The sequence below is a fragment of the Haloarcula sp. R1-2 genome (assembly GCF_011627385.1).
GTDB lineage: Archaea > Halobacteriota > Halobacteria > Halobacteriales > Haloarculaceae > Haloarcula > Haloarcula marismortui.
The window spans coordinates 187,969-202,230 of record NZ_JAANTG010000004.1 but is presented as its reverse complement, the minus strand read 5'-3'; the positions used below and the strand labels follow the sequence as shown (position 1 = coordinate 202,230).

Here is a 14,262-nt window from a genome sequence, read left to right as displayed (position 1 = left end):
TGACGCCCCTCGGGTATCACTCGTCCCAATACTCGCGTTTGAATCCGGGCGTCCCGAGTTCGTGGAGGTCACGCGACGCCTCGCCAACGTCGGCCTGGAGCCCCTCGTGGTACGAGACGAGCCGGTCACGGAGTTCGTCGTGCTGCCGTGCAAGGATTTGTGCCGCTGAGAGGGCGGCGTTGAACGACTTGCCGGCGTCGACCGCCGTCATCGGCGCGCCCTGTGGCATCCCGATAACCGAGTCGACGGATTTCTCCTGCACTGGGACACCGATGACTGGCAGCGGGTAGGCGATGCTGGCGGTCATGTTCGGCAGGTCAGCGGATTTACCGCCAGCGCCAGCGATTATCACGTCGATACCGCGGTCGGCGGCCGTCTCTGCGTACGCGTACATCAGGTCCGGCGTCCGATGGGCCGAGCAAACGAACGTTTCGAAAGTGAAGCGGCTCTCGGGCGCGTCAGTGTAGTCCGTCTGTTCCTCGAAGCCGAGTTCGTCGGCGAGCGCCGCGTATGCTCCCGGTCGCTTGCCCTGTCCGCCGGCCATCGTCGGCAGGTCTGAGTCGGAGCCCATGATGATGCCAACATCGGGCGTCAGGTCGTTCGGTCGGTCCATCTCGGCCTCTTCGTGCAACTGGTCGATAAGCGACTGCACGTTGTCTGCGGGCATACGACCGACTGGAACGGGGACGGGCGTAAGTGTAGGCGATTTCCGGTCAGTCGGCTAGCGCCTGCTCCAGTTCGGCAAGCAGCGCCTGTGGGTCCGCGGGGAAGCACCTGAGCGGGTCGGTACGCCCGGTGACCTGTACCCTGAGTGTGTACCGCTTGCGGTAGGTGAGCGCGAGACTGACAGCACCAGCGACAGCGAAGGCCCCGCCGAGGAGGACGGACCGGTCGAGCGACAGTAACCCGAACCCGATCAGCGCGACGCTCATCACCGCGAGGAACCAGTCGATGTCCTGCAGACTCACCTCGACCACGTCGTCGAGATCGACGACCACCGGCTCGTCACCGCGGTCGACGACGAGGCGGTCAGCACCGAGAACCACAGTCCCGCCGGTTCGGAGCGTGCCGGTGTACCGTTCGGTGTCGATGGGCGGTACGGTGTCTGCGGCCGTGCCGTCGCTGTCGTCTCCCACGGTTAGTCGTCGCTCACCGCAGACGGGCGGTCGCCGCCGCGGCCACGAATCCGGTCTAGCGCTGAGACGTATTCACTGTCGTCTTCGGTGAGCGCGGCCCAGGCCGCGAGCCCGCGCTCCTCGCGGGTCCCCGGCACGGTGTTGTCGAGGACAAATGCGACGATGCCACCGACAACCATCCCGGTCCCGCCCATGACGAACAACGTGGTCGCGACCACATCGGTCCCGAGGACGCTCCCCAGCACCGGGACAGCCGCTAGACCCTGCTGGAGGGCTGTCGCGCCGCCGACATCCATTCCCTGTCCGACCTGGCTCATGTACTCGGGCACCGCGAGGCCGGCAAAAAGTGCGAAACCGACGATGAAGACGTTTCGGTTGGCATCGAGGTCGACGTACTTCAGCTGTGAGAGCCCGACGGCGGCGATCTGTCCGAACATGACGATGTAGAGCCCACCGATAATCGGCGACGGGATGGTCGCGAACAACTGGCCCGCTGGGCCGAAGTATCCGACCAGAATCATCACCGCAGCGCCGATCTGCACGACGTAGCGGGACGCGACGCCGGTGATAGCGATTGCTCCAACGTTCTCAGTGTACGACGTACAGCCATTGCCGGTGCCCATAATGCCGGCAAACACGTTGCCGACCCCTTCCATGCCGATACCATCGTTGATTCGGCTGCTGTTCGGCGCGCCGCGGCCAGCAATGCGGGCAACGGAGTGGTAGTCGCCGAAACTCTCGACAACAGAGGCGAGCATCCCGGCGAACATCCCGACGATGAAGCCCGGCGTGAACTGCGGGAGCCCCCACTGGAACGGGTAGATCGGCTGGACCAGCGGGGCACTCGTGACAGAACCGAGCGAGACGTAGCTGACCGAGCCCGCGGCGAAGACGCCAGTGACTGAGAGGAGAGCCGCGACGGTCCACGCAAACAGAATACCCAAGAGTACGGGAAAGAGCTTGAACGCGCGGTGGCGTCGGTCGAGGTACTGCGAACACGCGATAATCGAGAGCATCGTCAGCCCGAGCAGCCACCAGTTCTGCCCGGTCCCGGGGCTACCGAAGTTCGGATTCGATATCTGTGGGACGTTAAACAGCGCCAGCCCGATGAGCGCGATGACCGGTGCGATGACGACCGGCCCGACGTACCGCTTCAGCTTCCCCATGAGGCCGCTGTAGCCGATTATAACCTCGACGATGCCGGCAACGATGACGGCTCCCTGTAGTTCGACGAGCATGGTCTGCCAGTCCGCGCCCTGCTGGGCGAGCACGCCGATGATGGCCAGCCCGGGCGCGAGCATCGAGAACGTTCCGCCCTGAACAATTGGGTACCTGTTTCCGAGCGTCGTCTGGGCGAGCGTCGCGATGCCGGAGACGACGAAGAACGTCCCGATGAGACGGCCGACCTGGTCCGGCGCGGCCTCAAACATCCCCATCGCGCCCGCGAGCCCGAGCGGGATCGCGACGGACGCGCCGATCATCGTCAGGTAGTGCTGGACGCCGAGCAGTATCGCCTGTTTTCGCGGCGGCTTGTCGTCGATGCCGTACTCGACGAAGCCGGCGGTTTCCGGCTCTTCCGGTGTGGTCGGGCTTTGTCCGTCGTCCGGCGGTGTCGCGTCAGTCATGCTCGCTACCAGTGGCACTGCAACTCCCGGTACATATTCTTTGCTCGTTGGCCCAGCGGCGACAGGACCCAGCCTGCCGCCTCGAAAGGAAAACGCTCTTGGCCCGCTCCGACACAGTCTTGGACATGAGCAACGGGGACGACGAGGCCGACGCGTCGGACGACGCCGAGGCAACAGATGAGATCGACGTGACCGCCGAAGAACTGGAATCGCGTCTCACAGAGGCCGGCGACGCGTTAGAGGCCGCAGAGACGGAGGCCGACCTCGACGACGTCGAGTCGTCCCTCGACGACATCGAGAGTGACCTCGAGGCTGCCGACCTGCCCGAACCCGACGAGGACGATGACGACGCCGAGGACCCCCGCGAGGAACTGGAGTCCCAGCTTTCGGACCTCCGGGACGACCTTGACGAACAGCGCGGCCCCTACGCCGAAGACGTCGTCACCATCGTTTCCGACGCCGCCGACACCGTCACTGACAGCGAGTGGACCGACGACGGAGAGGGCGAGGCTCAGGAAGCCGTCGAGACGTTCCTCGACGAAAGCGCCGAGTTCATCGACCACGACGCTGACACGGGCGGCGATTTCGTCGCTGCCGGGGATGCGCTGAACACAGTCGCCGACGCCATTGAAGCGGCAAACCTCGACCCTGACGAGGACACGGAAACTATCGAAGGGCTCCTCGAAGCGGCGGAAGCGTTGGAAACAGGGCTGGACGAAGCCGAAGTCTGGAACGACCTCACGGTACAGGAGCAACTCGACGCCCGCGGCTTCTATGATATCCTGACCAACGAGAACCGGAAGGACTTCCCGCCGGAGTGGAACGCCGCCAAGCTCCACGCCGAGGAAGGGGACTTCGATCAGGTCCTGTTCGCCTACGACAAACTCGGGTCGGAGTTCTTCGACGGGTACATCGTCGACTTACTGTACAACCTCGGGAGCGACGCCGAACCGGCCTTCGACGCGATGCACCAGCGTGCACAGAAACGCGAGAAAGGGCCAATCGAGGTACTGGGGAAAATCGGCGACGAGCGTGCGACTGAGACGCTGCACGACTACATCGACGGCGACGGCGACCCTGCGCTCCAGAAAGTCACGCTGCGCGCACTGGGCGCTATCGGCAGTGCCGAGTCGGTCCAGCCGGTCGCCAACCGACTTGACGCCGACAGCGAGGAAGTCCGCTCAGTCGCGGCGCGCGCACTGGGGCTGCTCGGCGACACTCGCGCCATCGAGCCGCTGAGCGATGTCCTCAAATCCGGCGAAAGCGACTCCGTGCGTGCCTCCGCCGCGTGGGCGCTCCGACAGATCGGGACCGAAACGGCACTCGACGAAGCCGCCCGCTACACGGACGACCGCGCGTATATCGTCCAAGCCGAGGCCGAAAAGGCAGCCAGCGCCTGAAGCAGGATACCTTTTTATACGAGCGGGCGGCCAGACGCCCCGATGCGGTCGTTCGCCCCACTCGTCTGTTGCGTGCTCGTCCTCGCAGCGATAGGTCCATACACCGCCACTGGACAGGCGACTCCAACTGCAACAGCAGCCAGCGGTCCCGAAGAACCGTCGATTCACGCAGTGTATCCGGACCCCGTCGCTGGCGGTGACGAGGGGGAATTCATCGTCATCACAGTCCCTGCTGGGACAGACATCGGGCAGTATGCTATCACTGACGGTGACGGTACTGCAGGTGTTCCGAACACTACCGCTCGCGGGCGCGTCGTCCTCTCAATGGCACCGAACCGGACACGGAAACTCACCGACTGGCCGGTCGTCGGCCTCGATGGTCATCTTGTGCTGGCAAACGGCGGCGAGCGAATCCAGCTGCAGCGAGGCAACCGGACTGTTGACGCTGTCCGATACACGGATTCAGTCGAGGGTGAAATCGGCGTCATTAACGGGTCTGTCGTCCATTGGCAGTCATTGGGTGCGACAGACCGCCCGGTCATCAGGGCTGCCGGCGGCGAGGTCCGCGCGTTCGCGCTGCCGGATGCCTCCGCCGCACCGATTCAACCGATACGGAACGCGGACAAGCGAGTGTTCTTGGCCGGGTACACGCTCTCTTCGGCAAGGGTCGCCGACGCTCTTATCGCCGCCCAGCGCCGCGGTGCGACGGTTCGCGTCCTGCTCGAGGGCGAACCGGTCGGCAGCCGTACCGCCGCAGAGGCCAGCACTCTTGACCGACTGGCCGAGGCAGGTGTCTCCGTCCGAGTGATGACTGGCCCACGTGCCAGATACCGCTACCACCACGCGAAGTACGCTGTCGCCGACGGGCAGGCCGTCGTGCTGACAGAGAACTGGAAGCCCGCCGGCACTGGTGGCAACAGCAGCCGCGGCTGGGGGGTGGTCACGGCACAGCCGCGGGTCGTCGATGGGCTGAACCAGACGTTCCAGTCCGATACCGGCTGGCAAGACAGCGAGCGGTGGGGAGAGTACCGTCAGGGTCGACAGTTCGAGCGAGCGGAGCCAGCGACCGGGACGTATCCGACCGAATTCCAGGCTGAATCGGTGGTCGTCCAGCGGACAGACCTCCTGGTCACCCCCGATAACGCCCAGGGTGAACTTGTCGCGACGATAGACGACGCGGACGACTCCATTGACGTTATCCAGCCGACGGTCGGGGACTGGAACAGCCCGCTTTTGCGGGCGCTCCGCCGGGCTGCGTCGCGCGGCGTCGAGGTCCGTCTCCTGTTGAGTGACGCCTGGTACGTCCGTGAAGAGAACACGCAGACAGCACAGCGCTTTCGAGAGTGGGCCGACCGCAACGACGCGCCGCTGACGGCGAAAGTGGCGGCCCCCGACGGTCGCTACGAAAAGATACACGCCAAGGGCGCAGTTATCGACGACAAACGGGCCGTCGTCGGCAGCCTCAACTGGAACGAACAGGCGGCGACTGCGAACCGAGAGGTCGTACTGGTGTTGCACGGCAGCGACGCGGCCGACTATTTCGGCGCGGTCTTTGACGCTGACTGGGGGGCCGGCGGGTTCGACACGCCGGTCGGTGTCATCGGGGCGCTGCTCGGACTCCTCGTGGTCACCGGGCTCGCCGCTCGTCGGGTCTCGTTTGAAACGTAGAAAACTGTGTCGCGGTCAGCCTGCGCAACGGGGGCGACGGCCTACACTTCTTCCGGCAGCGCCGTCGAACTTCCGAGCTCCTCGTCGATTTCGGCTTCAGCCATCTTCTCGACGAGGGCGTCGATGACTGACTCGCGGCGGCCCTTGACGAACTTGATCGAGCCGACGACGAGGTGGCCGCCACCGGAGACGCCGCCACCGTCGACCTCCTCGCTGAGCTCGGTTACCATCCGCGGGATGTCCAGACGGACACCGTCCGAGCGCAGGACGGCGAAGTCCGGGCCGTAGCCGATGGTGATGACGGGGTCACCGGTCTCGGCGACCTTCCGGTCGTGGATTTCGCCGGTCGTTTTGCCCGGCGCAGGGTAAGTAAAGCGATGGGCGTGGTTCTCCACGTCGATGGTGTAGAGGTGTGCGCCGTTGTCGAGCCGTTCGTGGTCGACGTGACTCATGGCGGCATCGAGCTGGTCCTCAACATCTCGTTCGGCGCGTTCGGAGAGGAATTCGACGACTTCGCCGTGGCGGTCTCGGTCGTCACAGTCGACGTTCAGCACGTCAGTGATCAGCTCTTCGCCGGAGTTGTAGCGCAGCCAGTGGGTCGCGTAGTCGAGGGCTTCGCCGATGTCGCGCAGATCGTTCTCGTCGTAGCCCTTCTCGCTTGCGAGGCCGATGTAGTCCCGCATCGCCTCAGCCTCGGAGCGGTCAGACAGGCCCGCGACCGCGGGAACGTGCTGGAGATCCTCGGTGAGGTCGGGGTCGATCATCCGGGCGAGCTCGACACACAGCATCCCCGTGGTGATGCGGTAGTCCTCGTCGTGGAGGTAGGGGTTGACGTGCTGCTCGATGAGCGGCTCGACGGCCTCGGGGTCCGGGTGGTGGTGGTCGACGACGACCACCGGGATGTCGTAGTGTCGAAGGTTTCGGTAGGCCGGCGTGTCCTCTTCGGTGGAGCCGTTGTCGAGCATCAGCAGCATCGGGAGCTTCTGCCCGTGACGGGTGCGGTCCTCCAGCGCGAAGTTGAGGTCCCGCGTTACGTCCTCCATCTCGTAGTAGGGGGCCTTGCTCGGCAGGCGCTTGAGGAGGTGCTGGGGCGCGCTGGCGTCCTCGTACTGGGAGGCAATGAACGATTCCAGTGCGACCTGCAGCGGGACGCTCGCACAGAGCCCGTCACCGTCGGCGTGGTGACGCATCCGGATCGGACGGCCCGAAAGCACTGTCTTGCGGAGTTCCGTCGCGACTTCCCGGAGGTCGTCCCACAGCTTCTCGAAAGCAGGCCATTCGACCAGTGGTTCGACATCGGCTGGTTCGGCGGCCTCGGCCAGTGCGGCGTCGAGGTCGCTCTCGACGGCGGCGGCTTCTTCGCCGTCGAGCACGGTCAGCGATTCGGCCTCGACCTGCAGGCCGTCGTCGCGCTCCTCTGCGCGCCCGGAGACGCGGACGATGTCGTCGATTTCGACGTCGGGGTGCGCCCGGACACCGGCCTCCTCGAAGGCAGCACATGGGACGATACCGGTTTCGTCACGGACTTGGAACACGGTGGGACCGCCGGTCTGTTTGATCTGGACGACCTGTCCCTCGATGATGACCGTCTCACCGGTCGCGTCCTCGAGGTCAGCGACGGTGGTCGCGTTGCCGTGGGCAACACGCTGTTCCTCGTAGTCAGCAACCCGTACTTCCTCGAAGCTCAGGTCGCCGTCGGGACGGATCTCGCCGAGTTCGACAATAAGATCGTCACCCACGTCGTACTGGCCCAAGAGATTAGAGTCGTGGACGAGCCCGGAAACAGCGTCGGAAAGGTCGACGAATACGCCGTATTCGACGGTGCCGTTGACAGTTGCGTGGTACAGTGCGCCTTCTTCGAGATCATCGGACGTACATTGGTCCGCGAGATCGTAGACGATGGTCCCGCCGTCGGGGACCGTCGCACCGTCACCGGTGCCAGTTGGCGAAGACATTTGTCAATCCTTCGGTGCTCCCCCGTTTGTACTCTTCGGAATCCGCGGAGGGACGAACACAACGCGTAAAAAGCGTCCGACCTGACTGCGTGGTATGGGGTTGTTTCGAACGAGCGGGATACTCGGGATCGCGGAGTCCGCACTCGAGTTCGCGCTCGCTGCCTCCGAAGAGGCCCATCCTAACGAGTATATGGGCTTCCTCCGGGGCGATGACGCCAGCAAGCTCGGGCTCGACGAAGATGGGACAGTTCTGACCGACGTTCTCGTTATCCCGGGGACAGAGTCGAACCCGGTCAGTGCGACCGTCAAGACGAGCATGGTGCCGAATGATATGCGAGCAGCGGGGTCAATTCACTCGCACCCGAACGGTGTCCTCAAACCCAGCGACGCCGACCTCGCGACGTTTGGTCGCGGCGACGTCCACATCATCGTCGGCTACCCGTATGGCCGCGATGACTGGAAGGCGTTCGACAGCGACGGAACAGAAGTCGAACTGCCGGTGCTCGACGTAGAGCCGCCCGAAGAGTCTTTTTTCGATTTCGACCAGTCTGACATCGACGCCGAGCTACGCGAGGAGGAGTTCGATCAGTGACCCGCGTCGTCGCACAGGGAACATTCGACATTCTGCACCCAGGCCACGTCCACTACCTGCAGGACGCCGCCGACATGGGTGATGAACTCCACGTCATCGTGGCCCGCTCGGTCAACGTCACGCACAAGGAGCCGCCTGTCGTCCCGGACGAGCAACGCCGGGAGATGGTCGGGGCGCTCAAACCGGTCGACGAAGCACATCTCGGCCACTCCGAAGATATCTTCATCCCGATCGAGCGCATCGAACCGGACATCATCGCACTGGGCTACGACCAGCACCACGACGACGAGCAACTCGAAGCGGCGCTGTCCGCCCGGGGTATCGACTGTGATATCTGTCGGGCCAGTCCGCTGGAAACTGAGGCGGCTGACCGGGTCCTGTCGACTGGCCGGATTATCGACCGGATTCTCGACGAACGGAGCTGAGAAGACAACACTTTCGAGGTCGCAGGCCAACTAGTGGCTATGTCAACCGTCACGACAGGCCGGACGCTTGACGCCAACGGCGACCCCGTTCCGGGAACCGGGTTCGAACTGGACCCCGATAGCCAGTTCGCCGACCGAGTTCGGGAGCGAACCGGCCCTGTCACGTCACATCCGACCCGACCTGTGTGGGGCATCCCGCTGGAGGGATCGGGCGACACCATCCGGACGCTCAGCGTCTTCGGACCCGGCTACGGCGGGCCACCCGAACACTATCACGAGCAGAGCCCGGAACGCTTCGAAGTCGAACGGGGCTCGCTGACGATGATGCTTGATGGCACGGACCACGAGGTGACGGCGGGCGAAACGGCCACCGTCGAGACAGGCGTCACGCACACCTTCCGGAACGACACCGACAAGCGAGCCGTCGTCATCACGAACATCTACTCGCCGGGTCGACTCCGGCAAGTACTCCCGACACTCGGCGGTCTGGCCCACGACGACGATGGAAACCCCGAGAACCCGCTCCAGCAGGCCCTCGTCGCGGACCGTCTCGACGGCAACACAGTCTTCACGAGACAGGAACGGCTCGAACCGCTGTCACGGCTCCTCACGCCGGTCGCAGAACTCGCTGGCTATCAGGGCGCCTACGCGAAGTACACGCAGCCGGCCTTCTGGGAGCGCCACGTCGAACAGCCTGACCTATGACAGCCTCCCTGCGGTGAACGGCGGGGTTGTTCGCCATCACGCTGCCCCCTCGACGGTGACCGTTGCTTCCGAGACCACCCGTTCGTCAGAGGCATCCGTGCCGGCCTCAACCGCCAGCGTGTACTCGCCGGGTGACGCGTCGTTTGGGACGGCCACAGCCAGGGTACCGGTAACCGAATCAACAACAGGGTCCCAGACTAGCTCAGGTGGATACGACTCCCGAACGGCGGTCGGCTCCGGCTTGAATCCCTTGTGTGTCACCTGCCAGCGCTCGGGAATCTCGGCCAGTTGCCAGGTCAGGACGCCAACTGACGAGGCCTGCACTTCGATCCGTGCTGTCTCACCGGGCGCGACGGACGCATCTGCGGTCTCGACGGCGAGACCGCCGTTCGAGCCGTCGCCAGGGGACCCACAGCCGGCCAGGCAAAGCGTTCCGGCCGAGAGGACGAGCACCATTCTCCGGGTACGCATACCGGCTGTTCCAGCGGTTGGAGCAAAATAGTTCGCCGGCAACTGCTCGAAACAGCGTCTGGTTCGAACGCCATCGCTGTTCAGAAATCAAGTGGATTCCCACCAGAAAACTGTACATTCGTATTCATCCGCCAGCGAGCATGGTAAAACACAAGCATGAATACCGGGGGGTGGAAGTCATCGGTCCGGTGATTGCCCTCGCCGCCGAATGGAAAACTGCCATGTCAGGAACCGCAAGCGCGGTCGTGTTACAGACCGGCGGTCCAGCGATCTCCGCCGAGGCGGCCAGCTATCTCGCGGGGGGACTCGCAGCCCTCGCCGTCGGGTTAGCGGCGCTGGGATCCGGGTTCGCCGAGCGCGGTATCGGCGCGGCGGCGGTCGGGGCCATCGCCGAGGACCCCGATATGTTCGGTCGGGGCCTCATTCTCACAGTCCTGCCCGAGACCCTTGTCATCCTCACGCTGGTGACAGTGTTCGTCGTAACGTAGCAGAAGTAGCCGTTTCCGCGGCCTGTCCACTTTTTTGTTGCGGTCCAGACGGCTGCGCTACCGAGTGTCGAAGAGAGTGAGCCGCAGCGAGGCGCTTAGATCAGGTCCGCCTCGGCGAGGCGGTCGACGGCTTCTTGCAGTCGCTCCTTGCTGTTGGCGTAAGAGATACGAGCGTAGCCGGGCGTCCCGAACGCGGTTCCGGGGACGGTCGCGACCTGTGCCTCGGAGATAGCCTGATCACACCATTCGGTATCGTCACCATCCGGCGCGATTTCGGGCATCATGTAGAACGCGCCCTGTGGCTCGGGGACGTGGACGCCGTGGTCTTCGAACAGGCCAATGAGGAACTCGCGGCGCTCGGCAAAGGCCTGACGCATCTCCTCGACGGCGTCGTCGGTGTTCGTGATGGCCTCGACGCCGGCGTGCTGGACGAAGTTCACGGCACAGGAGACGGAGTGGGAGTGGACCTTGCCGGCCTGTGAGACCAGTTCTTCCGGGGCCGCGAAGTAGCCCAGCCGCCAGCCGGTCATCGAGTAGGCCTTCGAGAAGCCGTTGAGGGTGATTGTTCGGTCTTCCATGCCCTCAAGCGTGCCCAGCGAGACGGCTTCGACGCCGTCGTAGGTGATCTCCTTGTAGATCTCGTCCGAGATGACCGTGATGTCGTGCTCGACAGCGAGGTCACGGACGCCCTCCAGCGCATCGCGGGAGTACACCGCGCCGTGGGGGTTGCCCGGCGAGTTGACGACAAGCAGTTCCGTCTCGTCGGATACAGCGTCAGCGAGGTCGTCGAGCGCGCCTTCAAGCTGGAAGTCGTGGGCGGCAGTGTCGACACGGGTCAGCGTCCCGCCGGCGAGTTTCGCCATCGCTTCGTAGGACACCCAGGCCGGGTCGAGCAGGGCGACCTCGTCGCCGTCATCGATGATGGTCTGGAAGATCTCGTACAGCGCCTGCTTACCGCCCGGCGTGACGATGAGGTTGTCCGGGCCGTACTGAGTGAGACCGTCATCGTGGAGACTGTCGGCGATTGCCTCCTTCAGTTCGGGGATGCCGTTGGAGGACGTGTAGCCGGTGTGGCCGGCGTCAAGTGCGTCCTTGGCGGCGTCTTTGATGTTCTCTGGCGTGTCGAAGTCGGGTTCGCCGACGCTCAGGTCGACGACGTCTTTCCCCTCGGCTTCCAGCTCTGCGGCCTTGTTGCTGATTGCGAGGGTCGCGCTCGGTTCTACACGTTCGACGCGGGATGCAAAGTCCATAGTCATTGTTCGAGTTCAGTGGCGAGTTCGATTGCGCTCCGGACGGCTGAGTCTCCCTTGTCGGTTCGGGCCTCGGCCTCGTCCTGGCTCATGCCCGGGCCGATGATGCCCAGCGTGACGGGGGTGTCTCGGTCGAGGGAGACGTCGGTCAGCCCCTGCGCGGCGGCGTTGCCGATGATCTGGTCGTGGTCGGTGTCGCCGCTGATGATTGCGCCGAGGACGGCCACGGCGTCGATGTCCGACCGGCGCGCGAGCCGGTCGGCGGCCAGCGGCGTATCGTAGGACCCCGGGACATCAATCGACGCGACAATCTCGGCGTCATTGTCGGCAGCGGCCTCGTAAGCCCCGTGCTCCATCTCCTCGATAACGGCCCCGTGTTTATCATACTGGGCGACAACCAGCCCGAGCTGCACCATACCTGACACCCGGGCAGGGGCGACTAAAGAACTACCGTTCCGTGCTTGCACGGCCACAGGTCGTTACGTCGATATCGGCGACGGGCGAGTAGCTTAAAATCCTGTTATAGAAACCAGAAGGATTCTAATGCCCCATGTGCTTGAGCCAGATATGGCTGAGTCGTCCCTGCTGTCTGCCCTCCACGATTTCCGGGACCGGAGCCGGTCCTGGTTCGCGGACGACCCCCGCGCCGCCGTGAAGCTCGTCGTCGCCGTGACGCTTCTCGGACTCGTCCTCAGAATCGCGGCGCTCGGGAGCCGCGTCGCCCACTTCGACGAGGGCCGCGTGGCCTACTGGGCGCTGCATCTCCGCGATTCTGGGTCGTTCGCGTATCGCTACATCATCCACGGCCCGTTCATTCAACACGTCGATAGCTGGATGTTCACCGTCGCTGCGCCGACCGACTTCACGATGCGGCTCCCGGTCGCGATTGTCGGCGGCCTGCTCCCGCTGACAGCGCTGCTCTTTCGCAAGCACCTCCGGTCCGACGAGACTGTTCTCATGGCTGTGTTTCTCGCACTCAACCCGGTGCTGTTGTACTTCTCGCGGTTCATGCGCAGCGACGTGCTGGTCGCGGCGTTCATGTTCACCGCCTTCGGCCTGCTCGTCCGGTTCGTTGACACTCGGAAGGCGCGGTATCTCTACGGCGTCGCCGCGTTCATGGCGCTCGGGTTCGCCTCGAAGGAGAACGCCATCGTCTACGTGCTAACGTGGCTCGGCGCGACCGGCCTTCTGCTGGCGAAGGTGCTCGTCCTCCCGAACGGCTACCGCGACGCCGTCGGCTTCCTCCGGACCGTCCCGAGCCTCGGTGCAATCTGGGGCCGGCTGTCGGGCCGGGTCCGGGCGGATGTAGGGCTCGTTGTCAACATCGTTCGCTCGTTCCGCGATCGCCATGACAGCGCCGCCTCCGTCCTCGCAGCGTACGCGAGCCACATCGTCCTTGCCGCGCTGGTGTTCGGCTTCGTCTCGTTGTTCTTCTACGCCCCGCGGGGGGCCGGTGTCGCGGGCATCGAACACCCGCCAGCACCGGTCGCGAGTGGCGACGTGAACTTCTGGTCCGGCGTGACGAACCCATCGCTGTTCCCGGAACTCGTCCAGACCACATGGGAGCGCGTCGTCGGCCAGTACAGCGAGTGGTTCTCGCCGGCCTCGGAGAAAGCCACGACCACTGAAACGGGCCTGGTCGACTCTATCGAAACGTTCTACGAGAGCGTCGACGGCCACTATGAGGTGCTGCTGAAAGCGCTGGGCTACACCGCCGCCCCGCTGGTTCTGTTCTCGGCGTTCGGGTACGCGCTCGACCGCCTCGGAACCGTCGAGCCGCGCCACCTCGTCCCGTTCGCGGCCTACGGCGGCTACGTCTCGATTCTGGGCTACCCCATCGGAACCGACATCGGCGCGCCGTGGCTCGCCGTCCACGTCGTGGTCCCGCTGTCGATTCCGGCTGCCGTCGGACTCGCTGCTGTGATCCGGTGGGGGAACGAATCGCTGTCGACCGACGACGTGACCGGCGCTGCCATCGCCGCTGCCATCGTCCTGCTCGTTACTGCACTCGTCGTCAACACGACCGCAACGCGGGTGTACACCAACGAGCATCTGGAGGGGAACCCGCTGGTCCAGTACGCCCAGCCACAGGAGTCGCTCCGTGCGGATCTGGCGGAGATGGACCGAATCGCGACGGCCAACGGAAACGGCACCGATGTCGTCATGTATCACGGAGAGCGCGGCGACGCCTACGACGGCGACGACGCGTACGTCAAGGAAGACCGCGGTCAGTGGAACGACTCGTGGTGGAACACCAGACCGACCTGCTTGCAATGGCACAATTCACTGCCGCTGCCGTGGTACTACGCGGCCGAGGAGGTGAACGTCTCCTGTGAGAACCGGTCCGACAGGCTCGCCGAGCAGGCGCAGGCGGACCAGCCACCGATAGTCATCACCCAGCAGATTGATAGCACGGTCCCTGCCGAACAGCTCGAAGCCGCCGGATACGTGCCCAGAACCCACCGGATGCGAACGAAATACGGCTCGAACGACATGACGGTGTGGGTCCACGAGTCCTACGGCCGAGAACCGAACGGTTAACCCTGC

The 14,262-nt window shown here is 64.5% G+C and carries 14 protein-coding genes; 7 read left to right on the top strand and 7 right to left on the bottom strand.

The window, feature by feature from the left end:
* Positions 1 to 16: 16 nt before the first annotated feature.
* Genes G9C82_RS17145 through G9C82_RS17135 form a run of 3 tightly spaced genes read right to left on the bottom strand, consistent with a single transcriptional unit; the run spans position 17 to position 2,761 of the window.
* Entirely contained in the window at positions 17 to 667 is a 651-nt protein-coding gene (locus G9C82_RS17145; protein WP_004957098.1) for an AIR carboxylase family protein, read from the bottom strand.
* A gap of 46 nt (positions 668 to 713) precedes the next feature.
* Positions 714 to 1,136 carry a hypothetical protein gene (locus tag G9C82_RS17140; RefSeq protein WP_007190801.1) on the bottom strand — a complete coding sequence of 141 codons (423 nt, stop codon included), beginning with the start codon at positions 1,134 to 1,136 and terminating at the stop codon, positions 714 to 716.
* 2 nt (positions 1,137 to 1,138) lie between these two features.
* Positions 1,139 to 2,761 carry a uracil-xanthine permease family protein gene (locus tag G9C82_RS17135; protein ID WP_127014859.1) on the bottom strand — a complete coding sequence of 541 codons (1,623 nt, stop codon included), beginning with the start codon at positions 2,759 to 2,761 and terminating at the stop codon, positions 1,139 to 1,141.
* Positions 2,762 to 2,886: 125 nt separating this feature from the next.
* On the opposite strand from G9C82_RS17135, the gene G9C82_RS17130 reads away from it, so the two are divergent.
* Both G9C82_RS17130 and G9C82_RS17125 read left to right on the top strand, forming a co-directional pair.
* Positions 2,887 to 4,161, top strand: coding sequence for a HEAT repeat domain-containing protein (locus G9C82_RS17130; RefSeq protein ID WP_127014768.1), 1,275 nt, complete (start codon positions 2,887 to 2,889; stop codon positions 4,159 to 4,161).
* 42 nt (positions 4,162 to 4,203) lie between these two features.
* Positions 4,204 to 5,829: a phospholipase D-like domain-containing protein gene (locus tag G9C82_RS17125; protein WP_127014767.1), complete on the top strand. Its 1,626-nt coding sequence runs from the start codon at positions 4,204 to 4,206 to the stop codon at positions 5,827 to 5,829.
* 41 nt (positions 5,830 to 5,870) lie between these two features.
* On the opposite strand, the gene G9C82_RS17120 is transcribed toward G9C82_RS17125, so the two are convergent.
* Entirely contained in the window at positions 5,871 to 7,784 is a 1,914-nt protein-coding gene (locus tag G9C82_RS17120) for a DHH family phosphoesterase (RefSeq protein ID WP_127014766.1), read from the bottom strand.
* Between the two features lie 94 nt (positions 7,785 to 7,878).
* Between G9C82_RS17120 and G9C82_RS17115 the strand changes: the two genes are divergently transcribed.
* The 3 genes from G9C82_RS17115 to G9C82_RS17105 are packed head-to-tail and all read left to right on the top strand — an operon-like array spanning position 7,879 to position 9,506.
* Positions 7,879 to 8,376 carry a Mov34/MPN/PAD-1 family protein gene (locus G9C82_RS17115; RefSeq protein ID WP_127014765.1) on the top strand — a complete coding sequence of 166 codons (498 nt, stop codon included), beginning with the start codon at positions 7,879 to 7,881 and terminating at the stop codon, positions 8,374 to 8,376.
* Positions 8,373 to 8,801, top strand: coding sequence for an adenylyltransferase/cytidyltransferase family protein (locus G9C82_RS17110; RefSeq protein WP_004957086.1), 429 nt, complete (start codon positions 8,373 to 8,375; stop codon positions 8,799 to 8,801). Before G9C82_RS17115 ends, G9C82_RS17110 begins: the two co-directional genes overlap by 4 nt.
* 39 nt (positions 8,802 to 8,840) lie before the next feature.
* Complete coding sequence (locus G9C82_RS17105) at positions 8,841 to 9,506, top strand: cupin domain-containing protein (RefSeq protein ID WP_127014764.1); 666 nt, start codon at positions 8,841 to 8,843, stop codon at positions 9,504 to 9,506.
* Positions 9,507 to 9,542: 36 nt separating this feature from the next.
* On the opposite strand, the gene G9C82_RS17100 is transcribed toward G9C82_RS17105, so the two are convergent.
* The gene (locus G9C82_RS17100; RefSeq protein WP_127014763.1) at positions 9,543 to 9,977 is read right to left on the bottom strand and encodes a hypothetical protein; all 435 of its coding nucleotides are present in this window, start codon (positions 9,975 to 9,977) and stop codon (positions 9,543 to 9,545) included.
* Between the two features lie 221 nt (positions 9,978 to 10,198).
* On the opposite strand from G9C82_RS17100, the gene G9C82_RS17095 reads away from it, so the two are divergent.
* Positions 10,199 to 10,465: an ATP synthase subunit C gene (locus tag G9C82_RS17095; RefSeq protein WP_121303933.1), complete on the top strand. Its 267-nt coding sequence runs from the start codon at positions 10,199 to 10,201 to the stop codon at positions 10,463 to 10,465.
* A 95-nt stretch (positions 10,466 to 10,560) separates the two neighbouring features.
* On the opposite strand, the gene G9C82_RS17090 is transcribed toward G9C82_RS17095, so the two are convergent.
* Both G9C82_RS17090 and ribH read right to left on the bottom strand, forming a co-directional pair.
* The gene (locus G9C82_RS17090; protein ID WP_127014762.1) at positions 10,561 to 11,721 is read right to left on the bottom strand and encodes a pyridoxal phosphate-dependent aminotransferase; all 1,161 of its coding nucleotides are present in this window, start codon (positions 11,719 to 11,721) and stop codon (positions 10,561 to 10,563) included.
* Positions 11,718 to 12,131, bottom strand: coding sequence for a 6,7-dimethyl-8-ribityllumazine synthase (gene ribH / locus G9C82_RS17085; RefSeq protein WP_007190811.1), 414 nt, complete (start codon positions 12,129 to 12,131; stop codon positions 11,718 to 11,720). Before ribH ends, G9C82_RS17090 begins: the two co-directional genes overlap by 4 nt.
* 151 nt (positions 12,132 to 12,282) lie before the next feature.
* Between ribH and G9C82_RS17080 the strand changes: the two genes are divergently transcribed.
* Positions 12,283 to 14,256: a flippase activity-associated protein Agl23 gene (locus G9C82_RS17080; RefSeq protein WP_127014761.1), complete on the top strand. Its 1,974-nt coding sequence runs from the start codon at positions 12,283 to 12,285 to the stop codon at positions 14,254 to 14,256.
* Positions 14,257 to 14,262 lie beyond the last annotated feature (6 nt).